This is a genomic window from Mesorhizobium sp. BR1-1-4 (genome assembly GCF_020165375.1).
GTDB classification, from domain to species: domain Bacteria; phylum Pseudomonadota; class Alphaproteobacteria; order Rhizobiales; family Rhizobiaceae; genus Mesorhizobium; species Mesorhizobium australicum.
Genome location: NZ_JAIUIB010000009.1, coordinates 30,805 through 57,497 on the forward strand (window position 1 = coordinate 30,805; position 26,693 = coordinate 57,497).

Here is a 26,693-nt window from a genome sequence, read left to right on the forward strand (position 1 = left end):
TTCGTGTTCGAGTGGATTGTGGGGCTGTAGATAGTCCGCGTTCGGGAAAACGTCCATGCCCTCGGCGCTATCGAAGCCAGCCGATCGCCAGTTCCTTGACGGCATCGAGAGCGCGTTGCGGCAACGTGCCGACGCTGATCGACTCGGCGGCGAACAACGGTGTCTCCTGGCTCAGCGTGTCGCCGATCCAGACGCGCAGTGCGCCCACCGGCTGCCCCTCCTCCACCGGTGCCGCGACCGGGCCGGTGTAGATGATCCTGGCCGTCAGCTTGTCGCGGTTGGTGATCGGCAGGAAGATGTCGATCGGACCTTTTGCCTTGAGCGTCACGCCGGATTTCATGCCGCCAAAAACCTGGGCCTCTCCGACCACCTCGTCCTTGGCGAAGATTTCGGTCTTCTCGAACGAGCGAACGCCCCAATCGAGCAGTTTGCGTGCCTCTTCTGCGCGCTCCTTGTCATTTGCCAGCCCGCTCATCGCCGCGATCACCCTCGTGCCGTTGTGGCTGACCGAAGCCACGATGCCGAAACCGGATGTCTCGCTTGCGCCGACAGCCAGGCCGTCGGCGCCGATGTCCATCGCCAGCAACGGGTTGCGGTTCCTCTGCGAGATCTTGTTCCAGGTGAAATCCTTCAACCCGTAATACCGGTAGAAATCGGGGTATTCGCGCCATAGATGCAGGGCGAGCTGCGCCAATTCGCGCACGTTTGTCTGTTGGCCGTCGGCCGGCAGGCCAGTGGAGTTCACGAAAGTCGACGTCTTGAGGCCGATCTGGCGCGCACGTTCGGTCATCTCTCCGGCAAAATTGTCCTCGGATCCGGCCATGCCTTCGGCGATGACGATACAGCCGTCATTGGCGGCCTGCACGGTCACCCCCTGGATCAGGTCCTCGAGCCGGATCGCCGATTTGAGCTTGGCGAACATCGTCGAGGTTCCCGACGGCGCGCCACCTTTGCGCCAGGCGTTTTCGCTGACCACGAACGTATCGTCGAGTTTGAGGCGCCCGGATTTGAGGGCGTTGAAAACCACTTCCATCGTCATCAGCTTGGCCATCGAAGCCGGCGGAATGGGTTTATCGGCATCTTTCGAAAACAGCACCGTGCCGGTATCGGCATCGATCATGAAGGCTTGCGCGGCCTTGGTCTCGAAAAGCTGCGCTTGGGCCGGCGAAAGCGTAAGCAGGAGGCTGAGGAGAAAAAAAACGGCGAAAGGCTGTAGCAAGCGAAACTGCATGAAAATCGACCCGTTGGCCGGCCCCTCCGGCGTCCCGAAACTATCGGGCTTTTTCGGTGAGGGATCAACTGCCGGGCGCAAACCGGCGCTGGATCAGTCGCGCACGACCAGCGCGTCGGGCGCGCCATGAGACCACGCCGCCTTCAGCAACTCGTCCAGACCGCCATGGCCGTCCGGATAGAGGTTGACCGCATACCAGTCATTGCCGTCGAGATCGGAGCGCTGGATTTCTATTCTGCCGAAGGGCTTTAGTGCCGAGGCCACACGTGTGGCTTCGGTGGCGTCGTCGAACGTGCCGGCGGCGACATAGTCGGCACTGGATGGCGCCGCTTGGCGGCCGGTGTTTTTCCACGACCGCAGGATGTCTGCGGGCGACATGCCGCTGTCGTCCAGAGCGGCAAAGACATCCGCGCGATGGACGCGTTCATCCGCATAGGACAGCGACGCCATGGCGAACGGCGATTGCGGCGGCAGGCTGATCTGCGGCCGTTCCGGCACGATCGGTCCAAAATCGGGCAGCGCCGGATCGCCGAAGGCCGGCTGCGCGGCCATCCGTCCCTGCATCGGAGCCGCGGCATCCGTCAGCTGACCTGGAAACGGCACGGCGGCCGCGCCGACCGGAAGGCTCGGCGAAGGCCCGTTCATGGCCACCATGACGCCGGTCGGCAGGCCGTCCGATGGGTCCGGTATGCGGTTGCCTGGATGGTAAGAGGCCATCAGGTACTGGTCGTCATTGCCGTTGAGCGGCGCGCGGCCGATATATTCGACCTTCACCTTCGCGGTACCGACCTTGTCGTAGTCCAGCATCTGCGCGGCTCGCTCCGAGACGTCGATGATGCGGCCCTCATGGTAGGGGCCGCGGTCATTGACGCGCACGATGACCGAACTGCCGGTTTCGAGGTTGGTGACGCGGGCATAGCTGGGCAGCGGCATGGTCGGATGCGCCGCCGTCAGATGCGCCATGTCGTAGACTTCGCCATTGGCGGTCAGCCGGCCATGGAAGGCGTCGCCATACCATGATGCCAGACCCACCTTGGCGTACTTCTTGTCTTCCTTGGGATAATACCACTTGCCGCGCACCTGATAGGGCTTGCCAAGCTGGTCGCGACCGCCGCCGCGCCGCATGAAGGCAGCGCGCGGACTGGCCTTCACCCCATATTCGGTCTCGGCGAAATATTCCTTGGAGCGGGTCTTCTTGTAGACCATCCCTTTCGGCTCGGGCTGCGACGCGCAAGCGGCGAGCAATGCAGCCGACGCTGCAAGCAACGCAACCGTGGCAACGCGACGAAGACGCGGGTGCGTCACAGCCTGCATTCTTGATTGCCCCCTAAATCTCATGAAGACGTCGCATCCGACCATCAGAGGAGCCAAAGCACTCACTCGACAATGCCAACGACGCCTCGAACCCCGATCCTTTGTGCGCAGGAATTGTTTATCACGGTATTAACCGATTGTGGCCGGAACCGGGCAAGATTGTGACGCCGCCTGTCCTGTCCTAGGCTCAGGGAGCGACCTGCTCATGCAAGCCGGTTGACAGGCCTTTGCCGGGCACACTAGAGCAGTGGCCGGCAGTAGCTGGAGGGATGGCCGAGCGGTTTAAGGCACCGGTCTTGAAAACCGGCGTGGGCGCAAGTTCACCGTGGGTTCGAATCCCACTCCCTCCGCCAGATATTCCACTAATGGGTTGATTATACTTTACGAATTGGCTTTGCCTTTATTCGTGCCTAACTTGGTGCCTAACCCGTACAAACGATGAAGCCCGCCAGGGCGTACCGTGGCGGGCTTCGGCAAGCTTGCCGGTCCGAGGCGAATCACCAGCCGTTGCGGTGCCAGTCAGGCTACGCTCGATGCGCCGAGCTGTGCGCGGTCATCCCTCACCCCTTTCTTCGCCATACGGGCGATGTCCGCCATGATGTACCCGATATCGGCTTCGTCGGCGTACTCCCATGTTTTGTGGACCCGAGCCTTTGCTGCCAAATCGTCGAAACTGTGCGCCGGGGAGCGAATGACACGATTTGCGGCTGCCGTGGCCCGAGCGTGCTGGCGCTGGTAGGCACGGTTGACGCGGGTGAAGCCGGTGCTGCACCTGACCTTCCACTCGGCCCTGTTGTAGGTACGCAGCGCGTCGTCAAATTCGAGCGCTGCCATGGCTCCCGGCAGGCTGCGCGACATATCGCCAAGCTCAGCAACTGTCATGTTCCTTACAGCCTCGATCTCCTCCCGAGTGCGTTCTCGCAAGACAGGCTTCTGGAGCTTGACGCGTTCGTCGAAATACCGACGTTCGGCCGCGCCGTGTTCCGGCTCTAGGGCGCGAAGCTTATTCCATTCGGCGAAAAACGCGGCTTCGAGAGCCGGCAGCTTTGACGTAGCCCCAGCCCTCGCCGGTACGCTTGCAGCGATGCCAGCTACAGTCGCCGTGACATAGGCGGTGGTTTCAAAAAAGGTGCGGCGGCTGACATGTTGGTTCATTAAAGGCTCCATAGGCGAATTCAGTGTTCCGGGCTCACTTCCCGCACACGCATGCCAGGACATCAGCAGTTTACGTATGAAGCCCGTCTTTTGTGGATTGCGGGGACAATCGGGCATGCCTTCGGCTGCTGCCCGGACACAGGTGTTCGGCATTGACGTTGCTCCAAGTGGTGATATTTACACCATTAACGATACGACCATAACCGGTTTGCTGTCAATCACATTGGGTGATAAAAACCCCACATGAAGCCAGTTCAATGCCGCATGGGGCGTGCAGCCCTCAATTGGACCACTCTCGATCTTGCCAAAGCGGCAGGCGTTGGTGGGAATACAGTCAATCGTTTCGAGGCTGGACAGGATGCCCGAGTCAGCAGCGTGGACAAGATGCGCGAGGCACTAGAAGCAGCGGGCGTTGAGTTTATACCGGAGAACGGTGGTGGCGCGGGTGTGAGATTGCGAAAGTGAAGAAGTCCGCTGTTCGCGCAGCCGCCAAACAGGAGGCGTTGCAGGTCTCATTGATTCCTGCCGAGGTTCGCTATCAAGCTCAAAAGGAGCTTCTTTTCGGTGCTCTTGAGAGGCAATACGAGTACGGCAAGTGGCTGCTCGCTTCACTTCTTACCGTCCACGCAGGATCTCTTTTAGCAATCTCGCAGGCCGGCGCTGCCACTGCGCGCCTTTACCAGGCTTGCGGTCCCCTTCTGATCTATGGAGTTGCCACAACCCTGGTGGCCGGTGGTTTGGCGTGGATCAACTTCTCCGTCGTAGCCAACGTTTATGCGGGGTTTCTTAGTGACATTCGAAATGGAAGGGAGCCGATCTTGATTGGCGGACGAAAATGGCTCGCGAAACTGACGTTTTGGATCACGCCACTAGTTGCTATTGGGGCGCTGATCCTTTTCTTGGTTGCGGCCGTGCGCGCTGCAAGCGTCATATGAGCTTTGGCCTCGGACGAGGCCAGCTACATCACCGTGCCAAAGAGCACTTCGTAAAGGCGGGCTGGATCTAGCGCGGCAAATCCGCCCCGGCGACCTTGCGGGTATAGGCGCGCTCAACACCGAACACGGCTTCATCCTTGGTCTCAACGCTCCCGCTTGAGGAGCCACTAAACCAGAACCATCGGCCCGCCGACGGGCCGTGGAATTCCTTCATGATGCGGCCGGCGTTGTCAGTCTGGAATTCCGCCGAGAAATCACACGGTTTGGATTGACCGCTTATGATTGTTCGCCGCCACGCCAGACGTAGGCGACCGCCGCGATCGACTAGGCAGCGGAACGCGTCTTCCTTGGTCTCAAAGGTGTCCACGATGGTGCTGCCGTCGACAACCTGCCAGCCGCGTTGATATGCGAGACGGACGGTCAGGCGCTCGCTCATCCCCGAAACCTTTCGGTGTACCAGGTGATCTTGCCGTCCACCTTCATCGGCTTGTGGATCATGAGACGCTTCGGAAGGTGCTCGGGATGGACCTCCAAGAGCGTGATCTTCACTTGCGGCTTGCATCGGTTGCAGTCGAATTTCAGCTTCAAAGGATCAACCCCGCCGCCATAGACCATCATGAGATCGGCCGATCTGCAGTAGCGGACATTGCCGCAACTGCATTCCACTTTCACAAGCATATTGTGCCGGGTCGCCTTCCCCAGCGTGTCAATCGGATCGTGCGCCATGAGAACAGAAAAGGAACAAATTCCTTGCCCGTCAAGCCGTCTTGTTGAATCTTTCCGTAGACTCTTAAGGGTGCCGCGCTTCTTCTGCCGATACAGCGACAACCTCCTTATTCTCACGTCTAGCGCTTGCTCGCTGCCGCGCCGCTGCGATCCTCTCGCTCTTCGTCGTGGGGAACCCAGCAAGGCCGTAGGCATTCACAATCGAGCCGAAGCGCTTCGTGAAAACCTTGTATTTCGGCAGGCCGCTGGCAGCGTTGATCAAAGCCATCGTGACGAATCCGAACTTTGCATGCAGTCGGCGAATGCCGTTTAGCAGCTCGTCATCCGAGTAGTATCTACCTCGTTGCCCGGTCGGGGGGCACATGAAACCTACGGTCCTATACAGTGCCGGCAGGCTGCCGAAGTGCGCCCAATATGCATGAGAGGATGGTGTGTAAGGGCACTCGTTAATCATTGCCTGCGAAAGCCTCTTCTTCTCTCGAAAAAGTCGCTTCAGACTTGCGATCATGTCGGGCTCCCGGAGTTGGTAGCCCCGTCTGAGCCTGAATAGCCGCTGCGCTCGCGCAAATATTTTGGGATTGACAATAGGTTCCATTACCCTGGTTCGCACCCAAAGATCCGGAGGGTTGCGACTTACCGGCTTTTTCATTTTATGGTTGGTCCGGTTGAAGACATAATATCCGATCATCAACTCGCTTTGGAGGACGCTTTTAACCCGTGCCCTGCTCCATAAGGCGCCATCCGTCGACGGTATATTTTCGTCGTTCAACCTCTTAGCGATGTCCGCAATGCTCCGTTTCTGGACGACAAACATGCGGAAGATTCGCCTTACAATTTTGAGTTCATTCTGAGGGCCAGGCATAAAAACTACGCGATCTGAGTTCAGCCCCTTACGCTCGCCAGGTCCGAGCAAAAATCGCGGTGTTCCATCTTGGCTTACTAGAAAACGCGTTATGCCAAACAGCGCAGGGCCGCCCTGCTTGAACCCAAGGCGAGCTTGCTGGATGTGCGCTCTGCAGATTTTGCTGGAAAGTTCGCGGCTGTACTCGGCTGCCATCACCCGCTTAAGGGTCTTTACGATGCTGGTGACCACGCTGCCGTCATTCTCGAAAGGCTCCCCGCAGTAATGGACATTGACCCCAGCATCGCGGCAAATGAATTCATAGTGGGCGGCTTGGTCCGTATCCTGGAATCTCCCCCACCGGCTCACATCCAGCACCAATATGGCCGAGAAGCTAGGCTGGCCGGACACAACGTCGGTCAGCAGCTGCTTCAGGCCATCTCTTCCTTTAAGGCTTAGCCCACTTTTGCCGGCGTCTGCATACGTCTTAACAACGGCAAAGCCACGGCGCTCGGCATACTCCGCTATGGCCGCGCACTGATTGTCCAGCGAATAGCGTTGGTGCTCTGTGGACATGCGGATATATTGGGCTGCCGGGGTGCGAACGTCCGATGCGAGCTCAGTCACTGGAATGGCCCTCCATGTGATCCGCCATGGGCGGAACTGTATCATAGAAAAGCCTGCTTCATGGGCGCTGACAGGAGGCGGGCGGCCTGCACCATCCCGAGCCCATCGGGGACCAAGTCCCAGCTCGCCGACGCGAAGCTGACCATCCTAGTCGGACGGATAATCGATCGCGTCGGCCTCGCCGGCAGCCTCCGCCTTCCTGATGGCAGGCAAGCGTTGGCTATTGCCTATCCCGGAAATCGAGCAGCTTGGCATGACGCAGCTTCTCCTCGCCCTTCAGGAACCTCACGCGGCCGACCAGGCCTGGCTTCAGCCATTCTGCCTTGTCGCTCTTAAGCCCCTTCGGGACCGGACCGCCGACCTTGCCTTGCACGCGGTCCCATAGCGCTTGCCGTTTGTGAGCCTTGAAGGTGACAAAGGCGCCGCCGGCATAGCGGCCCTTGTCCGCCATGAGCACCATTGCGGGCTTCCCGGCCTCACGCTGCACGCCAATGATGTCCATTTCCTTCTCAGTATAGCACTTGATCTTGCGCCAGTTCATCGTCGGCCCGCTGCGATACGTGCTGTCCTTGCGCTTTGAAACCATGCCCTCGAGGCCGGCTTGGTCGACAAGGTGATAGACGGCATCGCCGGTCCCCGGCATTGCTTCGCTGAACTGGATGCGGCCGCCGGTCGGGATCAATGCCTGGAGAATTTCGCGGCGGTCTTCCACTGGCATGTCGCGCAAGTCATGGCCGTTGAGATGCAGGAGATCGAACGCCACCAGATAGAGGTCGCGAGATGGCGTTCGGTTGGTGACGGCTGACTGCATTGCATGGAAGTCAGACAGGCCGGCTTCGTTGATGGTGATCGCCTCTCCGTCGATGATGAAGTCTTTCGCCTCGATCGCCGCTGCTTCGCCGGCAAGCTGGATATAGCGGCCGGTCCAGTCATAGCCGTTTTTGGTGATCAACCGAATCCCATCGTCATCCTTTAAAACCTGGGTGCGGTACCCATCGAATTTGATCTCGTGGATCCACTCATCGCCCTGGGGCGGGGTGTCCACCAGTTCGGGCTCCATCGGCTTAATGAACTTCAGACGCATCAACTCACTCACGACACCGTCCGATTCAATAAGCCTTAGCTAAAATAGTTCCGAAACTGCAAGCGGCAGGCGCTGTCCGACCTCGGAGCGCCCATTCCCGGCAAGCGAGAATTTATCGTGCCCTTGTCGCGGCGCAATCGTCACCGCGTCAAGAACGTAGCCACCAGGACCATTAGGACCATTGATATCGCGCCTACTCCTACAAAAACCTGCTTGGCCTCGAATGCGGCTTGTCTCCCCCAATAGGCGCCTGACGCGTCGTCGTACTCGTAGACCTTTGTTGCAAGCGCTTTTTCAACGGTTATCAAGCCAAACACGTATTGCAGATAGTCACAAAGTATCGCCATCGCGCCGCAGAAACCTATCAGGAACACTAGAACTCCGTAGGTTTTTAGGTGGGTGGAGAATGATGAATTATCGGCGCTTATCGTATAGAATGCGACGAGCAGACCGAATGCGATGTAGCGGCAGAGATCTGAGATTGTTGCGCTCAGAGACTTTTTGTCTTGAAGGAAGTCTTCGCGTTCCAGCATCTTATTTCACTTTCGGCGCGCTTGGCCCGGGATCATCAGTGCCCGGATTAGAACTCTTTAAGATGAGCGCGCCGGCCGGATATGCGGCTGGATCTCGCGGGCTCACCAGCAGGAATTTGAAGTCGTCTTTGCACCGAAATAACGCGCCAGCAGCGGACCAAAAACCTTCTGGTGGGCAATCGACAGGCTTTTTTCCATCTGGTGTTACGTGAACAGGTTGCACAATTCCCGTCATTGCGTCGACTACTCTTGGCCCTGTCCCATTCTTAGGCACTAAATATAAACTATCAAAATTACCCGCATCGGCAAAAACAGCGGTCGTCGCTACGGCACACACCACAAGAAACAATCTGCGCATGATCCCCTCCCGAAAGAGCGGGCAACATACAGGAGTACCGTTAACCTGAGCCACCCTAATTCTATCGGTCAGAAAATTCGCATCCGCAGAGATGGAGCCGCTTTAAAAATCGAAGAAATCGAACTATGTTCCCGCCCCATGTCGCGCAACACGGTCATTCAGGTTATAGCCGCCGTCATCCTGCTTGCGATCCTGGTTGGCATCCACCAGGGGCTGGGATGGCTGCTGGACCAGATGACCACACAGTTCATATATGGCGCAGCGTCGGCATCAGTCGTCATACTTAGCGTTTTCGCCGTCGCCTTCTGGATGGAAGGTTCAGTGACGTTCGGCCGAAGAAAGCAAAAGCGCTCGCGCGACACGATCGACCTGTGACTGTTGTAGCGGAGATCCGAGGTTGACCTTCATCAGCGCGTTGAGTACGGGGCTTTGCTGACCGCTGGTTAGCGCGGTCGCCATCTGAGAAATCGCCTTCTCGTTTCCGCCGCTGCGCAAGGCGTTGATGACCTTTTCCGCACTGCGGTAGCCGGCCGCTCGTGCGGCGCCACGGACACCGCCGGCCATAAACGCTTCTGGCGCGCCGAAGCCTCGTCCTGACTCGCCCGTTACGGCATCCTGAGCAGCAATGCGTGCTGCGCTTTCAGAGTTTCGCGTGACGATGCTCGACGTATCGGCAAATTGCCGTTCGCGGTCGAGCAGATCAATGACGCGGTCAGCCTTGTCCTTGCCCCAGAGCGTAGTGAGCCGGTCGCGGTTCCAATCGCCCTCGCCCTTAATGATCTGTTGAAGCGCAACGCGGTCGTTCGCCTTTGTCCCGACGATTCGCTCAATCTCGGCGCGTGCCCCTTCGCGAAGCCGAAGCGGAACAGCCGAGGGACCGATCTGCATTCCCTGTGGCAGAGCGCCCTTCTGAAATTCTTGGGCAAGCTCTTGTGGACGGGGAGCATCACGTCCGCTGGCGAGGACGGTTTGACCGCGCTGCACGGCTTGCCTTTGCCGTGCCAACTCGGAATATTTGGCGTCGACTTCCTTGATGCCGGGAACAGAAGCGCGCAGTTCGTCATCTATCGCTTGCCGAGCGGTCGACAGTGAGTTGATGGTGTTCGTTCCTTGTGTCGTTTCCAGCATATCGTCGATGGCGTGCCGGGTGTTCAGCAGCTCGCCGGCATCGGTGACCAGCGTCGTGCCAGGCGGTGGCTGGCCTAGCGCGCGTGCCTGCGCGATTTCTGCCGGCGTTGGCTGATGGTCCAGCATGGAGCGGACCCGCTGCAACACCCGCTGCGGCTCGCCGCGCAGGGACTGAATGTCTTGGTCCAGGTAGCGAGCAATCGGCAAGGTATCGACTGGGCCCGCGTTATGCAGGGCTTCCCGATACTCTGGTGACAGTGCCCGCTGATTGGCCTCGATGCCGCCTGTGATGTGAGACGGAACCGGGGCGGTCCCGAGTTCTTGGTCAAGGGCGTTCCGAATGCGCTGGTTTGCGACCGTGTCCCTTGCATCGATCGCGCTGCGCACGATCTGCTTTCCCTCGCCTGGAGTAGCCGCGATGGCGCCGGCTGTGTGGCGCATATTCGGTCCGAGATCCATCAGCATCCCGTTATCGCCCAGCCTACCCAGCGCAGCCGGGTCAATTGTATCCTGCCGAGCCGCATCGGCGACGACAGAGAGCGCCCGCTTGTCAAGGCCGAGAGCGCGCGCCACACTTCCAAGATTGAGGCTATCGGCGACGGCCTTCACGCCCTTGCCCACCAAAGGGCCGACAACCGGGGCGGCTAGACCCGCGCCTAGGCCGAGTAATCCGCCTTTGAAGGTTTCGCGCGGGTCACCACCGGATCGCACTGCGGAGTCGGCGGCATTGATCAAGCCGCCGCTGCCAGCGCTCACAAGCGCCTGTGCGGGAATCGACGCGGCTCCAATGCCAAAAGCTTCCGGCGCAGCAAGCATGGCTGGCAAGGTGCCTGCCACGGCGCCAGTTACGTTGCCTGCCGTTCGGGCGATCGGATGCGCTGCCCGACTGGTCTCGTTCATCTGCTGCATGTCTGTGCTGACCTTGGAATAAGGCTCGCCGGTCAACGCGGACCCGATGCCGGCCGCCGCTGCGGTCAAGCCTTTGTCGATGTACGGTCCGGCGATCGGCACGCCCTCGCCTGTCGTTGTCAGAAACGTGCCACCAGCGCCCATATCAAACCCTGGGGGCTGATAGTCTGGCACCTTGTGGCCGCCTTCCGGCTTCGGTCCACCGCTTGCAACGACTGCCTGAGCCCGTGCAATGCCCGCCTGAGCGCGCGCGGCGGCATCGCCTTCTTCGCCAGTCGCTGGCGTCGGCAGGGACTTGGCAATCTCTTCAACCGCCGCGTTCTGCTGGTCTGGCGACATCGACAGAAACGCATCGTCGACCTTGACCTTCCGGCCTTGGATGTTGAGCGTGGCCATCAGGGTTCAAGGCTCCATTTCAGTCCGTTGCTGGTCGTTCCCGTTCCGGTGCCAGTAACGGCGGCTGGCGCATCGCCACCGCCACGGCTGCTTTTGATGGCATCAACCATCGCGCGGACACGAGCCAGCTTGTCGTCGACCGACGCTTGAGCCTCACCAGGCTTTGGCGTGAGGATAGATGCCTGGTTCTCGACTTCGGCAGGCGCAGCGGTCGCGCCGGACACGCTGTAGAGGTACGACGCAATGATGGTCTTCAGCGAATTTGATGCGCGCTGGTAATCGGACGATTTCAGATAGTCGGCGCCAAAATCCGAACCGTGCGGGATAGCCGAAAGCGCCTGATCCGAGGTGTTGGAAAGCGCCTTGAAATTGTCCTCGACGATTTGCAGCTCCGGCGCGACGACGGCGTAAAGTTTTGCGTCGCGCTGCTGCTGCTCGTTCTGCGGTTTCGTCTTCGGCCCGGTCAGCGGCATGATGCCCGGAGTCGGCGACGCATTGTCGGCACGCGGGCTCAATGGAGCGATAGGTGCTGCCGGGGCTGCCTGGGGGGCTGCGAGCGTAGGACTTAACTGTGCAGGCGCTCCCGGGGGCTGCTGGGCGGGCGTGGGCGCGGCGGAGGCCGGCGGCGAGACTGGCTGAGGTGCGCCGCCCTGGGCAGGCTGCCCAAACACGCCCTGCGGGGTCAGGAACATCAATTCCCCATTCGGTCCGGAAATGGTCTTGCCGGCACCAAGCTGCTGGGCCTGCTCTTCGCTGATCGCGTTGCTGTCCATCAGGCCGTTCAGCGATTGCGCCTCGACAGAATTGCCCTTGAACCTGAACTGACCAGCATTGGAACCGCCAGCCGTCACGGCCTTGGTTTGGCCGGTGCGCTTGTTGTAGAGCGTGCCGTCGTCGAGCTTTTCCCAATCGGTCTGCTGGCCGGTGTAAACGGCCTGGTGCGTATCTGGATCGACAAGGGAGCCGCCCACCTCGATCAGCTTGCTTTGATCGGCCTTGAGTTTGCGCTCATCGAAATCGAGCCGCGCTTTTTCTGCCGGCGTCATCTGCGGATTTTGCAGGCGCTCCGTCTCGATGCGGGTCTTTTCCATATCGAGACGGTTCTTCTCCATCTCCAGTTGGGTGGCCGGGTCGTTTTCCGCCATTTTCTGTTTCAACATGATGCCGACCACGCCGCGCTGCTCTGCGGACAGGCGCGGGTCTTGGGCGGCCTGCATGAGCTGCTGAAGCGTCGGGCCGCCAGCGACGCGAACGGGCTGCTGCTGAGCCGTGGACGCGGCCGGCGCTGCCTGGGAAATGGCAGACGCCGGGGTACCAACCGGAGCAGGCTCTGCCATGCGAGGCGACTGCGCTTGCGGACCAGCATTGAGCGCCGCCTCATTGACGGGGATCCAGCCAGACGCACCCGTCGCGCCGGTCATGCCGGTCGTTTCAGCGTACTGGTAGGTTTTCTCATCTGGACCACGCATCACCGTCCCGGGCGCAGCAGTCTTCGGAAGGCCCGCCTTGTGGGCCAGTGCAGTGGCGACAGCGTTTCCGGGCGCGGCAGGCCGAGCCGGTGCGGGTTTGGCGTTGAGAGCTTGCGCCACGCCCGCCGACGGATCGACGCTGGCGACTGTCACCGGGGCTGGCGATGGCTGATCGCTGTTGCCGAACTGAGACGCAAACGAGTTCGCAAGCGCAATGCGACGGCCAGCCTCGCCACCCGGTCGATCGTAGCCGGCGAATTTCCAGGCGTTGTTCATCATCTGCTGCGCCTCTGCCGGCGTCTTGGCAGAATTCAGCCGATCGATCAGGCCGGGATCTTCCTGTAGGAAATACTGTGCCTGAAGCTGCGGGCTCGGGCGGTTCGGATCGCCGCCGTTGTCCGCTGCGAACTTCTTCATGTTGGCCAAGCGCTCGGCACGCCAGGACATGATGCCGCCGGCCTGCCCTGCCTGGCCACTCTGGCTTGGATCGGACCATGACCGGAAGACATTGCCGGGAGAGAATTGGCTTTCCGCGTTGCCGGTCGCCGCCACTGCCGCCAGGGCGTTCGGGTTGGTGATCTTGCTTTTCACCGTGTCCATGAAGCCGGAATAAATGTCGTTGCCCGACAAATTAGGCGCCGACCCTGCAGAGCCGCCGAGGGCTGGCGTCGAACCGCTGGGCGCGCTGCTGGCAGTGGAAGCCGGTGCGGTGGTCGACGGATCGGCACCGCTGCCAAACAGAGCGGAAAACACGCTGTCGCCGCCCTTGCGCCAGTCCGTTTCCGCTTTGTTGGCTCTGCTGTTGGCCATGCGATAGCCAAGGGCCTCGCCAATCGCTTTCAAGCCTTCGCCGACATTGCGAGGCGCAGCCGGGCGCGAGAGCGCATCCGCGATGGCGCGGAGGCGTGCCAGTTCCTCGGGCGTCTTCACGCCCGTGTCGCCACCGAAGATGAAAGATGGCTGGACCGTCATGCGAGTGCCTTCCCATAATCGACCGCATCAAACCCATCGACCTTGAAGACAGCGTTCGGCCTGAACCGGCGCACCTCATCGGCCATGACGCCGGTCTGCTCGCCACCGCCCCACAGATATTCGAAAGCGTATTTCGCAAGGCCGTTGGCGTACTCGCCGACCCTGCGGACGTTGCGCTTCAGGCGACGGTCAGAATATTTGATGATGTTCGCACCGAGGCCGAACAGACCGCCCAGCACGCCGCTCGAATTGGCTTGGTCCTGCTGCCATGCCTGGAGCTTCTGGTTGTAGTTGGTGTTGATCAGCCCGGCCGTGTCTGTGGTCGGTATCGTTGGCATGTTCGCATTGACGAAATTCGGCTGGCTGACCTGAGAGCCAGAGAGCAGCGCGGTCAGGTTGTTGATCGGCGCCGAATTTTGAGCCAGGGCTTCCTGCACGGCCTGGCCGCGACCGCTCAGCAGCAACTGATTGTAGGCGTCGTTTTCGCCTTGATCCTGAATGTTCTGCGCTTGTGCGTAGTTGTCCGATCCCGGGCGGATGCCTCGGTTGATCAGGTCGGCCTCATTTGCGGCGCGGCGCTGGTCCAGCGCGGGCTGTAGGCGCTTCATGCCGAGATCCATCAACCGGCTTTCGGTTGCATCGTTCGACAGGTCGACCGGCTTGGCCAGGAAATCGTTCAGGAAAGCCGACTGGGTATTTGCCAGCTTACTCAGGTTCAGCTTGGCCTCGTCGGTCTGTCCCTGAATGGCCTTACCGGCGTCCGACAGGCTTTGCGTGGCCGTGTAGGTCGGGATGTCGTAGGACTTGCCCGTATAGGGGTCGTTCCACTTGTAGGTGCCGCTCTGGCTATAGGTCAGCGAGCCGTCAGGTGTGATCTGGTTGACGTTCCCAAGGTTCGCGTTGGCGATAGCCGTCCCCACGTTCGTCGAGGTCGACGCGGCGGACGTTTCTTTGGGATCTGGCGGCTCCGGGGCGGAAGGTGCGCACATTTTCAGTTACTCCTGAAGGAAGTAGGTCATAGCGATAGCCGACCGCCTGAAGCCCACGCGCTCGCACATTTTGGCGACGCGTAGGTCCGTGGCGATGGTGACGTGCGCTCGCTGACACCCGCGCGCTTTCAGTTCGGCCAAGATATGTTTGGTGAAACGGCGGCCGATGCCGTTGCGATGGTCGGGGCGCATGTAAATCGTGTCTTCCGAGCCGATCAATTCGCTATTGTGCATGTCCTGCGTGATCCAGATGAAGGCGTAGCCGACCGCCTCGCCGTCGATCCGGACAACGAAGCACAGGAGATGCGACGCGCCGCCGTAGACGTTCACGCGGGGGTTGAAGTCGCCGATCTTCATGCCTTCCGAAGCCATGCGGCGCTGCATCTCGCCGTAGTGCTCCCGGCAGAGCGGTTCGAGCTCCGGCCACGCTTCCTTGAACGGCTCAATCGCAATCGAATATTCAGACAACGACGCCTCCATTTTCAATGGTCACGTCGAGCTGGACGAATTCGGTAATGGGCCGTTGGTTGAGAAACCCGGTGATCTGCAGTTGCGGCTGCATGACATAGCCGCTCTTGCCTATCGATATCCACTGACCGCCGCCGACCGAGGCCACCGGCTGCGCCTGGTCCCACTTCGCAACATCCCACAGACCGGAATCCCAAAGGTCAGCGGAACCGCCATCTGCGGCGGCCGGTGCGGTCGGAAGGCTGACCGAGTAGTTGACCGAGAAAGAAATCTTCGGGTTGTAGGGCGTAGCGCTGAGAAACGTCGGGCGGGCCTGGTGAACCGTCTTCAGGCCGCCAAGCGACTTCATGTGATCGGGATTTCCGACATATGTGTAATAGATCGGCAAACCGGCGTCGTTGCCGCCAATATCAGCCTCGAAAACCAACCCCTCGTTGGTGCCGAAGAACAGGCGACTGTCGTGTAGTTCGATGCAGCGCGTGGCCCAGCCGACGAACTTGCACCAAGCTCCCGTTTCAAGATTGACCACAAACGCCCACGCGTCTTGGCCGTCCGCACTGATGGGCAGCGACACGATGGCATAGTTCATGTCTGGCCACTTGATGATCTCCCACGGCAGAGACAATCGGCGCGCTGCTTCTCTTTTCCAGTCCGGCTCGATGTTGCGTGACACTGCGGCCAGTGACAGAGCGGCGGCATCCTTGTTGATAGCCGCCGAAATCGGAACGAGCCCTTCCTTCGTCGCAACGATAAGGTCGCCGCCGGCTCGCATCGTCGCGCGCTTGCCCATGGGGTCGGTTAGGTCGTAGCGACCGACCAGGTTCCATTCGGCCGCTGTTGCACCAGCCGGGTTTGACCCTTCGAAGATAGCGGCCTCGCCTTCGGTGGTGATGAACACGCATTTGTCGTCAATGCCGTCACCCGCATCGAGCGACCAGGTGGCACCGAACAGCAGCGATCCGCCGCGCTGGAAGATACCGGACAGGTTGAGCGATCCGAGAGCGCCCGTCACACTGTCGACGCCGAGATAGCGAGCGCGCATCGTGCCACCCTCGATGAAGAACAGCCGATTGCGATAGAGCCAAACGTGCGACAGGGCCGAGGTGGCAACGCCCGTGATGGCCGCCGAAATCTGAACGATACCGGTCGGGATGTCCGCCTTCGCAGATCCGGCAATCGACCCGGTGATGGTCTCATTGTCCTGAAACGTGCCGGTGATGCTCTGGATGTAAAGCGAGCCTGTTGCACCGGCATCGATCGACTTGACCACTGTCGCGGTTGCCCCGCTGGTGCCGCCTGTGATGGTCTGACCTGAGACATAGTTGACGGTCTGGGTATCGAAATTGAGCCGATAGGTTGCCAGGCCATTGACGGCCGACCAGTCGAACGTGGTGCTGTAGAGTTGCAGGAAGTCGGTGCCGTTCACCGCGACCACGAACGAGCCGCCCGACGTGGTGAAATTCACATAAGAATAGTAACCGCTGGTCTGTCCCGAAACCGAGGCAGATGGGGGCGTGTTCGGATCTGCCGGAGCCGTAACGTCGCGAACGGTCGTGGCGTCGCAGGCCCAAATCTTCTTGGTGCCGCCGGCATTGTAGGTGATGAAGCTTTCAACCGGAACTGTGCCGGTTTTTGCCCGCTGGATCGATCCGCCGCGCAAGCTGATCCCGGTCGACGTCGGGAAGAAGTTCTCAAGCGTCTGGGCCGAAAACGGTTTCGATTTCACAAGACTCTGGTTTGTCACCCACCCGGCTACGGGCGCGCCGAACGTGTAAGGCTGCGACCGTGCCGCAGCCTGGACAGGAACAGCCTTACGGCGCCCCGGGAACCGCTCTGCCCTCACGCTGCACCTGTAACCGTGCCCGGCCAGGCGGACTTACGCCCGCGCCAGCTAAGCGGAGGGATTCCGGAGACAACCGGCTTCGAACCGGCATCCTTGTCGATCAGGCTCAGTTTCAGAGTTTCAAAGTCGTCTTGGGCCTGCTGGTAGGCAAGGCCCTTGTTCTGCTTCCACCGGTAGATGATCGCCATCTTCAGCAGCCGTTCGGAAAGCCTGAACGTGTCGGCATCTTCCGTGAACGCCGGCTTCAACGAGCCATTGCTGGCCGCGATAATCTGGTTGGAGACGTAGAAGAATTTCACCGTCTCGGCCACCGCCATGACAGGCGACTGGTGGAACTGGTCGGCAAAGATGATCCAGTATCCGTTGACCGACGCAACAGGCGTCACCTGAAGCTCAATCCAGTCGTTCGGGCTGGTGAGATGGCTGGTTTCCCAATGCCAGCGGGACGACCACAGCGACGATGTTTGCTGCATGCGTTCGTAATCGTCGGGAAGGTCAAAATCCGCGCTGATCCCGTCGCCGGTGATGGTCTTCGGGATCAGCAGTTTTTGCCAGTCGTAAGCGTCCACGATTTCAGACGCCATGACGTTGGCAAGTTCCTGCATCTCAACCATTTCTCGCGTGGTGTTGCCATAGACGAGTGTCGGCACATCCATGCCGAGCACTGTCGCTGCGCCCTTCACCACGTCGAGAATGGACATCAGGCAGCGTCCTTCGCCCTGGCCTTGGGCTGGGTGCGCTCTTCAAGTAGCGCCTCCATGGCCGCCATGCGCTCGACCAGCGTGGCGTTCTGCTCAGCCATCTGTTCAATGATGGCGTCCTTCTGAGCCTCCCGTTCGGCCGACTTCGCCGCATCGGAATTTTCGAGGAACAGTTTTGCTTGCTTGCGCATCTCGCGCATGTTCGGGAGGCGCACCTTGTCCATCTGGCCCTCGGTCAGGTCGCGCACTTCCTCAACCGTTCGAATGCCGGACTGCCGCAGGACTTCCGCCTGCTCGACCGACACGCCGGGCCATGCGGCGAGCGCCATGCCGTTGATCGGGATATCCCGGCCCGCCTTGAAGGCGTCATAAGCCGGCTGGATCTGCATCCAGCGGGCGGTCATGAACCGAAGCTTCTCGCCATCCTGGTCTTCGCCCATCTTGGTCGGGTCGGGCTGCATCAGGCGAACGCGCTCGGTCGTCTTGGTGTTCATCGGCGAATGAGACGGGGAATAGGTCACCCAGTCTTCCGCTTGAAGCTCCAGGAGGCGGCGTCCGCTGGCGTCGAGCTTGTAACCCTTCAGGTCGCACTTTTCCGTCACCGGATCGCCCACCACCGGCAGCTTTTCGTAGCTGGTCTTGAAACCCATCACGCGGATCATCGGGGCTGTGTTTTCGGACATTGGTCGTTCTCCTGCGCCGCAGCGCGCATTAGCTGTTGATGAGTTCGATGAGCCCGGGAAACTCGCCGAGCAGCGCGCCGTATTCCACGTCGGTGAACTGGCCAGAGGCCGCTAATTCCGCAGCGGCGCGGTGTTCCCCGCCGTTCCAGAGCTTGCGGAAACGGCGAAATCCATCGGCATCGGTGAGGACTGGATTAAGGGTCATCGGCGCGCCGGGCTCGGCCTTCATAGGGTCGGGCAAGATTGCCGGGTCAGTCTCGATCTCCATGGTGTCTTCGGCCATGACGGCGCTCCTTTACACAGAAAAGAGGAAAGCGGGGCCGGAGCCCCGCTTAGTCGATCAGCACGGGAACGCGCACATGACTATCTTCGCCGAAGCGAGGATGCAGTAGGCGCAAACCGTATCGGTGACGGCGGCGGCAACCTTCAGGGTGCCATCGGTAGTCACCGACAGGACCAAGGCGTTGCCGGACGCGCCGGACACCAGAGCCGTGTTGAGCGTGGCCGGGCCCTTCACCTGGATCCAGCCATATTCACCGTTGCCGGGCGTGCCCGCGAGCACGCCGGCACCGTTGGCCGCCGTGTCCGAAACGTCCGAGGTCACTTCGTTGTAGACGCCGGTCGAAGTACCGCCGGGGGCATAGAACCCCACGACATTTCCAGCAACGGCGGCGATGGCGCCGGCACCCTGGTTGTACTTCACGAAGCGGTAGGTCTTGCCGTCGTACGATTCGTACAGATCGCCGAGCTTGGGAGCCTTGCCGGATTCCGTGCCGACGAGCTGCGCCGCCGTGAACGTCTTGGTGACATCAACACCAACAAAAGAAGTCATGTTCCTTGCTCCTTATGCCGCATCGAACAGGACGCCCTGAAGCGACCGGTTCGAGGTGACGAGGTTGCCCATCCAGTAGAACGGGATGACAACAGCGTCCTGGTTGACGGGCTTCTTCTCGTCGTCCTGCGTCCACTGAGCTTCCTTGTGCTGGTCGACGTAGACGTAATCCGAGTTGATGAAGTAGCCCTTCTCGGCCGTGGTCGTGAAATTCGTGTTGTCGTCGAAAATCACGTCGGCGGTCTTGTACTTGAGGCCGATGAAGCCCGACTGGGCCATGTCGGCATCCATGTACCGCTGCAACTGCTGTTCGCCGAGTTCGTAGAGCGAATAGAAGTCGTGGCTGAAGGTGATCAGGTCGGGCTTGTCGGCGCCACGCGTGAGGCCGAGCCAGAGCTTGTTCATGTCAGCCTTGAACGACGCGGCGTTTGCTGCGGACGGCGATGCGGCAAGGTTAGTGCCGGTGGCCTCCAGGAACTTGTTGCGCCAGAACGTCCACGTTGCGGAATCGATGCCGCCGACCGTCCCCTGACCGTTGGTCTGGAGGATGTTCGCCAGGCCGCCGATCTGGTTGGACAGCGAACCATCCGAATAGAGGTCGACGGAAAAGTTGTTGGCCGCAGTCTTCAGGGCGTTGCCCTTCTTGGTCTTTACGAGGTTGATCATCGCGAACTTGCCGCTGTTCTGGCGAAGTTCCTTGCCGCTCGACACGACATGCAGCGCGACCTGCGCCCAGTCGAATTTCGCGGACGTGACGACATCCGAGCCATTGGTGTTCAGCGTGTCGAGACCGGCATAGCGCTGATAGGTGTTGTTCTCCGCGTATTCGAGCTGCACCTGGATTTCGGTGCCGCCATCGAGGTTGCGGATCTTGTTCTTCTTCTTCAGTCGGTTGAGGAAGGCGTTGTTCTTCGAAACGTTGTCGGCCACCTCATTCGCGCTATTGCGAAGGGTGGTGGACACCATTTCAGTAAAGACAGTCGACGGACCAGCCATCGGGTTTATCCTTTCTGATTGCGGTCGTAGACGGCGGCCAGCTCTTCATCTTCAGTGAGAGCGCGGCCCCGCCCGGATGCGGTTGATGGGATGTTGACGGCGGCGGCTCGACGAGCGCTTTCGATCTTGGCGGCGCCATTGGTAGCGGCTGGTTTCGCAGCGGCTGCTTTGGCCCTCAGATCGGGGTCAGCGTTCACGGCCATGTCGTAAGCCATGGTGAAAACGGCCTCTTTCGAGGCGGCATCTCCAAGCTTCCTTCGCGCCTTGTGGATTGCTTCAACCATGTCGACTTCTGGAATCTCCGAGTAGAGCGGCTTGTCAGCGGACAAGCGGGTCAACTCTTCGGCGGCCGACTGCTGGTCGGTCCGCTCCTGAAGCTTCTGGTTTATGCGGTCGTCGATCGTTGCGGGGTTATGCGCAGATGCGAGCATCTGCTTAAGCCCGGCGATTTCCCGCCGCAATTCGCTTTCGCCCTGCTGGACGGTCTGACCGAAGGCGGCGGCGAGCTTGTCGCGCACGCCATAGCTGTCGGCCAGGGCCAGGAGGGATTCGACCGGCGCAGCGTCCAGATTGGCCTGTGCCTGAAAAAGGAATTCGATGGCCCGAGCCGGGGTGACAACAGAGCCGTCCGCCGTCTTGCGGCCTTTCACCGGGTCGAAGTAATGGGCGAATTTGTCGATGGCCTCCTGCACCGGCTTCGCAGCCGAAATCTGGCGGCCATGGTCGGAAAGCCTGCTTTGCAGATCCTGCTCGCGAGCCGCAACGAAAGCGCGGATCTCGGCCGGCGTCTTCTCCCAAGCGCCCTTGACGACATCGGCGCCCTGAAGGCCCTTCCAGTTGTCAGGCAGGGGAACCGTACCGGCGCTAGGCGTCAGACCATCGCCAGCCGGTTCCCCGCCTTCACCGCCCTTCGGCGATGCCGTTGCAGCCACGTCGGCGCGCTTCTCCGGGTTGGGGCTGACGAACTTGCCATCCTCGCGTTCCGCGCCGTGATCACGCTCCATCTTGTCCCAGACAGCGCCCAGGGCGGCGTCTTCCGTCACAGTGTTGTCAACGACGACATCCGAGGTAGGAGCGGCTTCGGTCACGGTAGCGAGTGCGTTCATCGAAATTCCTCTGACACCTGAAGGCCCCGCTTCTGACAGAAGGCAGGGTTTTTGAACTTGCCCTTGGTTGGGGAAAGGCTCGGCTCGTACTCGACGCAATTGTGCTTCTTCAGATCGTCGCGGCGCTGCGAGCGCGACCCGATCAGCGCGCCGTCGATCGGCGAACGGTAACCCGGAATGTCCGACATCACGTTGGGCATGACGATCTGTCCGGCGAACGGCTTTTCCATCGGAACGCCGGTTTTCCGGTCTACAAAAATGCCATCGCGAAAGACGTAACGGGCCAAGAGATGCAATCCCTGCTTTGTGGGCAGGATCAGGGTGCGGCCTATCGATGCGAAAAGATAAGCCGTTTGGATTTCAAGAGGCCAACAGCAGCAAAATAGCGTCGTCGTCGTCCGCCATGGCCATAAGTTCGCGTTCCATCAGGATGCGACCCATGCGCGCGTCGAGACCGTCAACCATCCCGGGCAGATTTGACGCCGGAGCGGAGAGCCGAGCCATCAGCGCCGCGACGATTTCAGGGGTCAGTTCAAGCGCGGCCGGAACGGTTTCCAACTCAAACGGCGGCGGCTCGTTTAGGTCGACAACTTTCCCGTCGCGAACGTACTTGATGGGCCGTCGATAGTGCCCGCCATCACCGCCGACAGGATGCGCGATGACCGGCGATTCCGCCACCGTGGGGAAGTACCGGTTCGGGAAGTACCGTTTTCCGAAATACCGATCGGCAAACATCAGCTTGCGTCCAGCGTCACGCCCAGGCGGTTGCCGTCAGCATCGACTGAAGCAATAATTCGGTTCTTGGTATCCGAAACATCGCGGAAGACAGCCGTCGCGGTCGTCATTCCGCTTGCCTTGCCAAGCATCGCGGAATTCTGCAGCCTAGTCGACTGCCGGAAAGTCAAGGCGCCATCAACCACTGCATCGTGCACGGCAGTCGCAACAGTGGCAGCGCTCGGAATGTCGCCGGTTCCCGATGGCGTGGCCGGCAAGTTGTCGGTCTTGGCCTTGATCGCGTTGACTGTCGTATTCACGGTGCCAACGTCGGTGTTGACCGTGCTGAAAGCCGCCGCGATGTCTGATGCGTCGGCAGGGTCAGGCGGCAGATTGGCCGTTTTCGAGCTGATGCCGGAAAGCTGGGTGTCTAGATTGGCCGAAGCCAAGCCAACGGCGGTTCGCACGCCGGGCGCGTCCAGATCGTTGAAGCCTGTCACGCCGGTTCCCTTAGCCAGCACGATGTTCGTTCCAGCGGTCAAAAGGCGCGTTGTGGTCGACCAAACCGCATCGAGCGCGTTGGCTGCGAATTTCGCTGCTGTGATCGCGCCGGCCGCAAAGGTGTTGGCGGTGATCGCACCTGAATTCCACGCTGTGCCGCCAGCATTCACCACATTGACGCCCAGTTGCGCCGTGGTGGCGCTGACAGCCGCTCCGGCGATCTGGGTGGTGTTCACCGCTGCAATGCCCGCTGTGAGGCTGATCTGGCCTGTACCGGTTCCGGACGACAACAGCACGCTTGCGCCAATGTCGCGTGCTGTCTGCGCAGTGCCGGCAATCTTTGCTACGTCCACCCGGCCGTTCGCGTCGACCAGCGCAGTGGTGCCGCTCGTGGTGTCGCGCCGGAAAAGCTCGATGACGCGCGTGACCGGGGCCATGCTGGCCTGGGTAATGTGCACCGTGTACTCTTCCGCATCGGATGTCGACGCGATGGTCGTGTCCTCGTCGATCAGCAGCGAATAGACGCCGGGCATGTTGGCGGCCGACAGCTCGGCAACGGTCGGCGTGGTGTAGATCGTGGCCGTACCGCCGTTGCGGCTGCGATATACCGTGAAGGATGTCAGGCCCGTCTTGCGGGTCTTCAGGTCGGCCGAATCGACAGCGACGAAATAGATGTTCTGGTCACTCTTGCCGCTTGGAATTCTCATGGCTTAGGCATCCGGGAACGGGTACGTGCGCGGGGTGTAATTGGCGGAATAACGGCCGACCCCCTTGGTGATGCGAATTTCTTCAACCCAGCAGTCGATATAGCGGGACAAGGCAAGGTCTCTGCCAAACCAAAGGCCGCTTTGCAGAAAGCTGGTCGATGATGCGCCGCTCGCAACCTGGCTGCCGTCAATGAAGATTTTCAACACGTTGGACGTGCGGGAGCATGCCAGGCGATACCAAACTGCGGTTGTGGGTGACCACGAAAAGGCCAGTTCGGACGAGACCCCCGCCTTAGCAAACTGCCAGCTGCCAGCCGTCGTGGTCTGATAAATGGCCCACCCGCTGTTGATGTTGGTGTGGAAGATGTTTCGATCTGTGGCGGGCGCCGTGTTGAAACGGACGGCAAACTCGATAGTGAAATCACCCGGCAGGGCAAAAGCGGCGTTGGCTGCGGCAGAGATATAGTCCGTTGTGCCATTCGTGAGACGGATAGACCCACCGCTCGAAAATAGCGACTGCGCCGTGCTGATCTGGGCGGTTCCATTCGCCGTGAAAGTTTTGGGCGACGGAGAACTGTCCGTTATGGTGGTCGACCCATTCGCGCCATCGCCGTGAAGCAGGACCACAACGCTGGCGAAATTCAGATCGGCTTCGTTGATCCCCCCAATGATGGGGTACAGCAGTCCGTCCATGAATTGGAACGGCTCGCCGGGATAGAACTGTCCGTCAAACATTAGCTGTTGAGATCCACTGCGGCGACGGCATCGGCCTTGCCCTTCAGCGCGGTGAATTCAGTCGTCATCTTGGCAAGCTGTGCCTTAACCGCCGCTTCGTATGCATTACTGGTGCCGAAGGCAGTGACGGTTGCAATCACGTCGGCGAAGTCGTTCGGGATCGCCGCTAAAGCAGTTGAGGCCGTGCCCGCGCTCGCCTTGACCTTCAGCATCACCTGGCGTTGATCGCTCAGACGCTGCGAAATTGCAGCCATGCCAACTTCGATTTCACTGGTTGTAGCCATTGGCTTGAACTCCTGGGTTCTGCGTTGGGGCGGTCTGGATCGGGACTGCGGTGACGGCGCGCCCTTGCGCGTCCCTGACGATCTGCTTTGGCTTCGCAAGCTCCTGGATGAGAGCGGCGAGCAACTGGCCGAACTGGTCACGCTGCGCGGCCATTTCCTTGAGGAGGGATGGACCGTCGATGATTTCAGGGTCAGGAGGCGGGACAATCCCATTTGCCAGCAAGGCCTGGTTCTGATCGGTGCGCGCCTGCTGGCGCTTCATCTGCAAATCAAGCTGCTTTTCCTGCATCGTCATGCCGTGCAGCTCGCGCTTGTTCTGCATATCCTGCTCAGCTTGGGCGGCCTTGATCTTCGCGTCGTTTGCTTTTGCCGCCGCGTCCGCCTCTCCCGCCTTCGCTTTCGCTTCAGCGGCTTGTTGTTGGGCGTTAGGCTGTGGTGCCGGAGGGTTTTGGGCCTTCGCCTTGGCATCGGTGATCATCTTATCCAGAACGTCCTCAACGGACTTGCCGAGATTGAACAGGCGGGAATTCGCGGCGAAGATTTCGACCGCCACCTCTTTCGGTAGCTCGCCGCTCTGGACCATGGGACCGACCGCCGCCCAATACGCGCCAGCGCCCTGAAGGAATTCCGCAGCTTCGGCCTTCTGCCTGGAAAGGTCAGCTTTGACCGTCGAATCGCTCTCGACATCGATGCGGTACATGGTCGACAGCTTCTGCCCGAGCAGCGCCTGGACGGCCTGCATCTGGGCAACCTTGGCCTGCCGAGCCTTTTCCGCCTCCTGGGCCGCCTGAGCGGCCTGCTGATACTGCTGCATCATCTCGGGCGGCACCTGTGCGCCCTGTGGTGGCGGCGGTGGCGGCTGGACCGGTGTCAGATCCTGCTGTGTAGGGATCAACTGGATGCCGGTCATCTGCTGGAGCGTTTCATGAGAGAATTTCGCCGGGATGATTTCCGACATCATCACGAACAGGTCACGCGCACCGCGCTCCATCATGCGCTGCATCTTCTGTATGCGCAGACTGCCCCACTGCGTTTTGATCTGCTGCGCACCAAGCGTTTCGCTCGCCTGAGATGCGCCGCGCACGATGTCGGAAATCCCGGTGATTTCGTAAATGGCCTGCTTGGTCTGGTCGCGTGCCGTGTACAGCTCGCGCAGCACCAGAATGAACTTTTCCACCGGCCAGAACGCGACGGCCCCAGACAGGCCGCCGTTGGCCGCCCAAATCTCGGCATTGCCGATCGGAACAAATTCCGTATCATCGGCCGCCAGCATGTTGGCAATGTCGCCGGCATCTCCCGAATACCAGCCTTTGACCTTCATGTGGTTGGTGATGATCTTGATACGCTTGGTCGTCAGGTCCAGTTCGTCGGCGAGCTTCGAATAGACCGAGAACGGGTTGACCGGCATCAGGCGGCCGGTCAGTTCGATCGGTTGAACAGGCGTGGCGATCGGAAAGAAGTTTGTAAGGCCTAGCGGGTCATCGACCGTCTTCAGCATCACGCCGGTATCGTCGATGAAATAGACCTTGCGACTGGCCTTGCACCAGATTTCCCAGCCGACCAGATCGCTATCGGATTCGCCGCGAGCCTTCTTTTCCTGATCAGTCGTCTGCATGCCGATCATGGCGGAATCGAAAGCCGTATCCTCGTTCTCTCGCGACAGGATGAAGCGGAAGGCCTCCCACGGGCGATCTGCCCAGCGCTTGGCCGGGCCGTGCCGATAGTCGCGCCAGCTTACTGCCTCGAACTCGATGCGCTCGTTTGCAAGGCGTTCTTGGCCAGGTGCGACTGGATCTGCGGTCTCGTTCTCAGCATCGTAGCCAGCGCCTGCATCGGCCTTATCTGTGGCAACTTCAGCGCTTTGTCCGGCTGATCCAACCTCTGCCTTTGCTTCAAGGCCGTCGGTCGCATCCTTCACAAAATCGCTCTTGAAGCGTAGGCGGACGATGCCACGGCCTGCCAGGAAAGCATCTTGCGCCTGCCCCTCAAGCTCGACCTGAAGCTTTCCATCGTCGACCTGGACTTTGATGGCGCGTTCAAGGATCTGCGCCACGTCCTTGCCGGCTGGATCATCATCCGAAAATCGGCGGCGAACGTCTGGCGCGGGCGGGCTGTTGATGACAGCCGGGACGATGGTTTCGACGTTGGCGTAAAGAATGTTGAAATCGTAGGTGGTGCCGAGCGCCGTCGACGAGGAATAGTCTCGGGTCGACGTTTCGCCCGTGAATGCCTTCACTGCTATGTCGGCGTCATCGAGCCACTGCTTTTCAAGCTTGCCGGCCGCGTCAACGCGGTTGAGCCACTTGGCCCCCTCATCGCGAAGGGCCTTGCCCTGCTTCTGCTCGTCGGGACTGCGCTTGTCTGCCTTGGCCATGTCGGCAAGATGCCGGTCAGCCTAGCGAAAACATAAGCCGTTTGAGAGGGTGAAAAAGTCACTGCAACGGCTGGCCCGGCGG

General features: G+C 60.3%; 27 protein-coding genes and 1 tRNA gene. 2 read left to right on the forward strand and 26 right to left on the reverse strand.

All coding sequences use genetic code 11. The annotated features are described in order from the left end of the window. Positions 1 to 67 precede the first annotated feature (67 nt). Positions 68 to 1,231: a D-alanyl-D-alanine carboxypeptidase family protein gene (locus tag LB571_RS19955; RefSeq protein ID WP_140619636.1), complete on the reverse strand. Its 1,164-nt coding sequence runs from the start codon at positions 1,229 to 1,231 to the stop codon at positions 68 to 70. Between the two features lie 93 nt (positions 1,232 to 1,324). Then, positions 1,325 to 2,545: a septal ring lytic transglycosylase RlpA family protein gene (locus LB571_RS19960; RefSeq protein WP_224597250.1), complete on the reverse strand. Its 1,221-nt coding sequence runs from the start codon at positions 2,543 to 2,545 to the stop codon at positions 1,325 to 1,327. 263 nt (positions 2,546 to 2,808) lie between these two features. Here LB571_RS19960 and LB571_RS19965 point away from each other — a divergent pair. After that, a tRNA-Ser gene (locus tag LB571_RS19965) sits at positions 2,809 to 2,898 on the forward strand. A gap of 166 nt (positions 2,899 to 3,064) precedes the next feature. On the opposite strand, the gene LB571_RS19970 is transcribed toward LB571_RS19965, so the two are convergent. Then, a complete protein-coding gene (locus tag LB571_RS19970) occupies positions 3,065 to 3,700 on the reverse strand; it encodes a hypothetical protein (protein ID WP_224597253.1) in 636 nt (211 codons plus the stop codon). Between the two features lie 461 nt (positions 3,701 to 4,161). Between LB571_RS19970 and LB571_RS19980 the strand changes: the two genes are divergently transcribed. Next, entirely contained in the window at positions 4,162 to 4,635 is a 474-nt protein-coding gene (locus tag LB571_RS19980; protein WP_224597259.1) for a hypothetical protein, read from the forward strand. Positions 4,636 to 4,702: 67 nt separating this feature from the next. Here LB571_RS19980 and LB571_RS19985 read toward each other — a convergent pair whose 3' ends face one another. The 23 genes from LB571_RS19985 to LB571_RS20095 all read right to left on the reverse strand — a co-directional run bounded on the left by LB571_RS19985 (position 4,703) and on the right by LB571_RS20095 (position 26,611). After that, positions 4,703 to 5,071 carry a hypothetical protein gene (locus LB571_RS19985; RefSeq protein ID WP_224597262.1) on the reverse strand — a complete coding sequence of 123 codons (369 nt, stop codon included), beginning with the start codon at positions 5,069 to 5,071 and terminating at the stop codon, positions 4,703 to 4,705. Further along, positions 5,068 to 5,463, reverse strand: coding sequence for a hypothetical protein (locus LB571_RS19990; RefSeq protein WP_224597264.1), 396 nt, complete (start codon positions 5,461 to 5,463; stop codon positions 5,068 to 5,070). The genes LB571_RS19985 and LB571_RS19990 overlap by 4 nt, the downstream gene beginning before the upstream one ends. Next, complete coding sequence (locus LB571_RS19995) at positions 5,426 to 6,829, reverse strand: recombinase family protein (protein ID WP_224597266.1); 1,404 nt, start codon at positions 6,827 to 6,829, stop codon at positions 5,426 to 5,428. The genes LB571_RS19990 and LB571_RS19995 overlap by 38 nt, the downstream gene beginning before the upstream one ends. Before the next feature lie 220 nt (positions 6,830 to 7,049). Next, positions 7,050 to 7,913, reverse strand: a complete 864-nt coding sequence (locus LB571_RS20000; protein ID WP_224597702.1) for an RNA ligase family protein — start codon at positions 7,911 to 7,913, stop codon at positions 7,050 to 7,052. Positions 7,914 to 8,053: 140 nt separating this feature from the next. Continuing rightward, on the reverse strand, positions 8,054 to 8,446 hold the full coding sequence (locus tag LB571_RS20005; protein WP_224597268.1) for a hypothetical protein: 393 nt from the start codon (positions 8,444 to 8,446) through the stop codon (positions 8,054 to 8,056). 1 nt (position 8,447) lies between these two features. Continuing rightward, on the reverse strand, positions 8,448 to 8,804 hold the full coding sequence (locus LB571_RS20010; RefSeq protein ID WP_224597270.1) for a hypothetical protein: 357 nt from the start codon (positions 8,802 to 8,804) through the stop codon (positions 8,448 to 8,450). Positions 8,805 to 9,122: 318 nt separating this feature from the next. Then, the gene (locus LB571_RS20015) at positions 9,123 to 11,237 is read right to left on the reverse strand and encodes a hypothetical protein (protein WP_224597272.1); all 2,115 of its coding nucleotides are present in this window, start codon (positions 11,235 to 11,237) and stop codon (positions 9,123 to 9,125) included. Next, positions 11,237 to 13,678 (reverse strand): phage tail tip lysozyme, encoded by a 2,442-nt coding sequence (locus LB571_RS20020; protein WP_224597273.1) that lies wholly within the window; start codon positions 13,676 to 13,678, stop codon positions 11,237 to 11,239. The genes LB571_RS20015 and LB571_RS20020 overlap by 1 nt, the downstream gene beginning before the upstream one ends. Further along, complete coding sequence (locus LB571_RS20025) at positions 13,675 to 14,667, reverse strand: tail fiber domain-containing protein (protein WP_224597278.1); 993 nt, start codon at positions 14,665 to 14,667, stop codon at positions 13,675 to 13,677. Before LB571_RS20025 ends, LB571_RS20020 begins: the two co-directional genes overlap by 4 nt. 6 nt (positions 14,668 to 14,673) lie before the next feature. Then, positions 14,674 to 15,135 carry a GNAT family N-acetyltransferase gene (locus tag LB571_RS20030; RefSeq protein WP_224597282.1) on the reverse strand — a complete coding sequence of 154 codons (462 nt, stop codon included), beginning with the start codon at positions 15,133 to 15,135 and terminating at the stop codon, positions 14,674 to 14,676. Then, positions 15,128 to 16,861 carry a hypothetical protein gene (locus tag LB571_RS20035; protein WP_224597284.1) on the reverse strand — a complete coding sequence of 578 codons (1,734 nt, stop codon included), beginning with the start codon at positions 16,859 to 16,861 and terminating at the stop codon, positions 15,128 to 15,130. Before LB571_RS20035 ends, LB571_RS20030 begins: the two co-directional genes overlap by 8 nt. A gap of 113 nt (positions 16,862 to 16,974) precedes the next feature. Continuing rightward, complete coding sequence (locus LB571_RS20040; RefSeq protein WP_224597288.1) at positions 16,975 to 17,643, reverse strand: hypothetical protein; 669 nt, start codon at positions 17,641 to 17,643, stop codon at positions 16,975 to 16,977. 35 nt (positions 17,644 to 17,678) lie between these two features. Next, the gene (locus LB571_RS20045) at positions 17,679 to 18,362 is read right to left on the reverse strand and encodes a hypothetical protein (RefSeq protein WP_224597291.1); all 684 of its coding nucleotides are present in this window, start codon (positions 18,360 to 18,362) and stop codon (positions 17,679 to 17,681) included. A 28-nt stretch (positions 18,363 to 18,390) separates the two neighbouring features. After that, positions 18,391 to 18,645: a hypothetical protein gene (locus LB571_RS20050; RefSeq protein ID WP_224597293.1), complete on the reverse strand. Its 255-nt coding sequence runs from the start codon at positions 18,643 to 18,645 to the stop codon at positions 18,391 to 18,393. Between the two features lie 57 nt (positions 18,646 to 18,702). Next, a complete protein-coding gene (locus LB571_RS20055; RefSeq protein ID WP_224597297.1) occupies positions 18,703 to 19,194 on the reverse strand; it encodes a hypothetical protein in 492 nt (163 codons plus the stop codon). 12 nt (positions 19,195 to 19,206) lie between these two features. Then, complete coding sequence (locus tag LB571_RS20060; RefSeq protein WP_224597300.1) at positions 19,207 to 20,190, reverse strand: phage major capsid protein; 984 nt, start codon at positions 20,188 to 20,190, stop codon at positions 19,207 to 19,209. A gap of 5 nt (positions 20,191 to 20,195) precedes the next feature. Continuing rightward, the gene (locus LB571_RS20065) at positions 20,196 to 21,278 is read right to left on the reverse strand and encodes a hypothetical protein (RefSeq protein WP_224597303.1); all 1,083 of its coding nucleotides are present in this window, start codon (positions 21,276 to 21,278) and stop codon (positions 20,196 to 20,198) included. A 14-nt stretch (positions 21,279 to 21,292) separates the two neighbouring features. Then, complete coding sequence (locus LB571_RS20070) at positions 21,293 to 21,526, reverse strand: hypothetical protein (RefSeq protein WP_224597306.1); 234 nt, start codon at positions 21,524 to 21,526, stop codon at positions 21,293 to 21,295. Between the two features lie 130 nt (positions 21,527 to 21,656). Next, positions 21,657 to 22,031, reverse strand: a complete 375-nt coding sequence (locus tag LB571_RS20075) for a hypothetical protein (RefSeq protein ID WP_224597309.1) — start codon at positions 22,029 to 22,031, stop codon at positions 21,657 to 21,659. Then, positions 22,031 to 23,044: a hypothetical protein gene (locus LB571_RS20080; RefSeq protein WP_224597313.1), complete on the reverse strand. Its 1,014-nt coding sequence runs from the start codon at positions 23,042 to 23,044 to the stop codon at positions 22,031 to 22,033. The genes LB571_RS20075 and LB571_RS20080 overlap by 1 nt, the downstream gene beginning before the upstream one ends. 177 nt (positions 23,045 to 23,221) lie before the next feature. Continuing rightward, the gene (locus LB571_RS20085) at positions 23,222 to 23,953 is read right to left on the reverse strand and encodes a LamG domain-containing protein (protein ID WP_224597315.1); all 732 of its coding nucleotides are present in this window, start codon (positions 23,951 to 23,953) and stop codon (positions 23,222 to 23,224) included. Then, on the reverse strand, positions 23,953 to 24,237 hold the full coding sequence (locus tag LB571_RS20090) for a hypothetical protein (RefSeq protein WP_224597318.1): 285 nt from the start codon (positions 24,235 to 24,237) through the stop codon (positions 23,953 to 23,955). The genes LB571_RS20085 and LB571_RS20090 overlap by 1 nt, the downstream gene beginning before the upstream one ends. After that, entirely contained in the window at positions 24,221 to 26,611 is a 2,391-nt protein-coding gene (locus tag LB571_RS20095) for a hypothetical protein (RefSeq protein WP_224597321.1), read from the reverse strand. The genes LB571_RS20090 and LB571_RS20095 overlap by 17 nt, the downstream gene beginning before the upstream one ends. Between the last annotated feature and the right edge of the window lie 82 nt (positions 26,612 to 26,693).

What these genes read in the sequence shown, in the direction of transcription:
- LB571_RS19955 (WP_140619636.1), bottom strand. Translation starts at nt 1,231, where the DNA reads ATGCAGTTTCGCTTGCTACAGCCTTTCGCCGTTTTTTTTCTCCTCAGC.
- LB571_RS19960 (WP_224597250.1), bottom strand. Translation starts at nt 2,545, where the DNA reads ATGCAGGCTGTGACGCACCCGCGTCTTCGTCGCGTTGCCACGGTTGCG.
- LB571_RS19970 (WP_224597253.1), bottom strand. Translation starts at nt 3,700, where the DNA reads ATGAACCAACATGTCAGCCGCCGCACCTTTTTTGAAACCACCGCCTAT.
- LB571_RS19985 (WP_224597262.1), bottom strand. Translation starts at nt 5,071, where the DNA reads ATGAGCGAGCGCCTGACCGTCCGTCTCGCATATCAACGCGGCTGGCAG.
- LB571_RS20000 (WP_224597702.1), bottom strand. Translation starts at nt 7,913, where the DNA reads ATGCGTCTGAAGTTCATTAAGCCGATGGAGCCCGAACTGGTGGACACC.
- LB571_RS20005 (WP_224597268.1), bottom strand. Translation starts at nt 8,446, where the DNA reads ATGCTGGAACGCGAAGACTTCCTTCAAGACAAAAAGTCTCTGAGCGCA.
- LB571_RS20010 (WP_224597270.1), bottom strand. Translation starts at nt 8,804, where the DNA reads ATGCGCAGATTGTTTCTTGTGGTGTGTGCCGTAGCGACGACCGCTGTT.
- LB571_RS20015 (WP_224597272.1), bottom strand. Translation starts at nt 11,237, where the DNA reads ATGGCCACGCTCAACATCCAAGGCCGGAAGGTCAAGGTCGACGATGCG.
- LB571_RS20020 (WP_224597273.1), bottom strand. Translation starts at nt 13,678, where the DNA reads ATGACGGTCCAGCCATCTTTCATCTTCGGTGGCGACACGGGCGTGAAG.
- LB571_RS20025 (WP_224597278.1), bottom strand. Translation starts at nt 14,667, where the DNA reads ATGTGCGCACCTTCCGCCCCGGAGCCGCCAGATCCCAAAGAAACGTCC.
- LB571_RS20045 (WP_224597291.1), bottom strand. Translation starts at nt 18,362, where the DNA reads ATGTCCGAAAACACAGCCCCGATGATCCGCGTGATGGGTTTCAAGACC.
- LB571_RS20050 (WP_224597293.1), bottom strand. Translation starts at nt 18,645, where the DNA reads ATGGCCGAAGACACCATGGAGATCGAGACTGACCCGGCAATCTTGCCC.
- LB571_RS20055 (WP_224597297.1), bottom strand. Translation starts at nt 19,194, where the DNA reads ATGACTTCTTTTGTTGGTGTTGATGTCACCAAGACGTTCACGGCGGCG.
- LB571_RS20060 (WP_224597300.1), bottom strand. Translation starts at nt 20,190, where the DNA reads ATGGCTGGTCCGTCGACTGTCTTTACTGAAATGGTGTCCACCACCCTT.
- LB571_RS20070 (WP_224597306.1), bottom strand. Translation starts at nt 21,526, where the DNA reads ATGGAAAAGCCGTTCGCCGGACAGATCGTCATGCCCAACGTGATGTCG.
- LB571_RS20075 (WP_224597309.1), bottom strand. Translation starts at nt 22,031, where the DNA reads ATGTTTGCCGATCGGTATTTCGGAAAACGGTACTTCCCGAACCGGTAC.
- LB571_RS20080 (WP_224597313.1), bottom strand. Translation starts at nt 23,044, where the DNA reads ATGCCCGGCGTCTATTCGCTGCTGATCGACGAGGACACGACCATCGCG.
- LB571_RS20085 (WP_224597315.1), bottom strand. Translation starts at nt 23,953, where the DNA reads ATGTTTGACGGACAGTTCTATCCCGGCGAGCCGTTCCAATTCATGGAC.
- LB571_RS20090 (WP_224597318.1), bottom strand. Translation starts at nt 24,237, where the DNA reads ATGGCTACAACCAGTGAAATCGAAGTTGGCATGGCTGCAATTTCGCAG.
- LB571_RS20095 (WP_224597321.1), bottom strand. Translation starts at nt 26,611, where the DNA reads ATGGCCAAGGCAGACAAGCGCAGTCCCGACGAGCAGAAGCAGGGCAAG.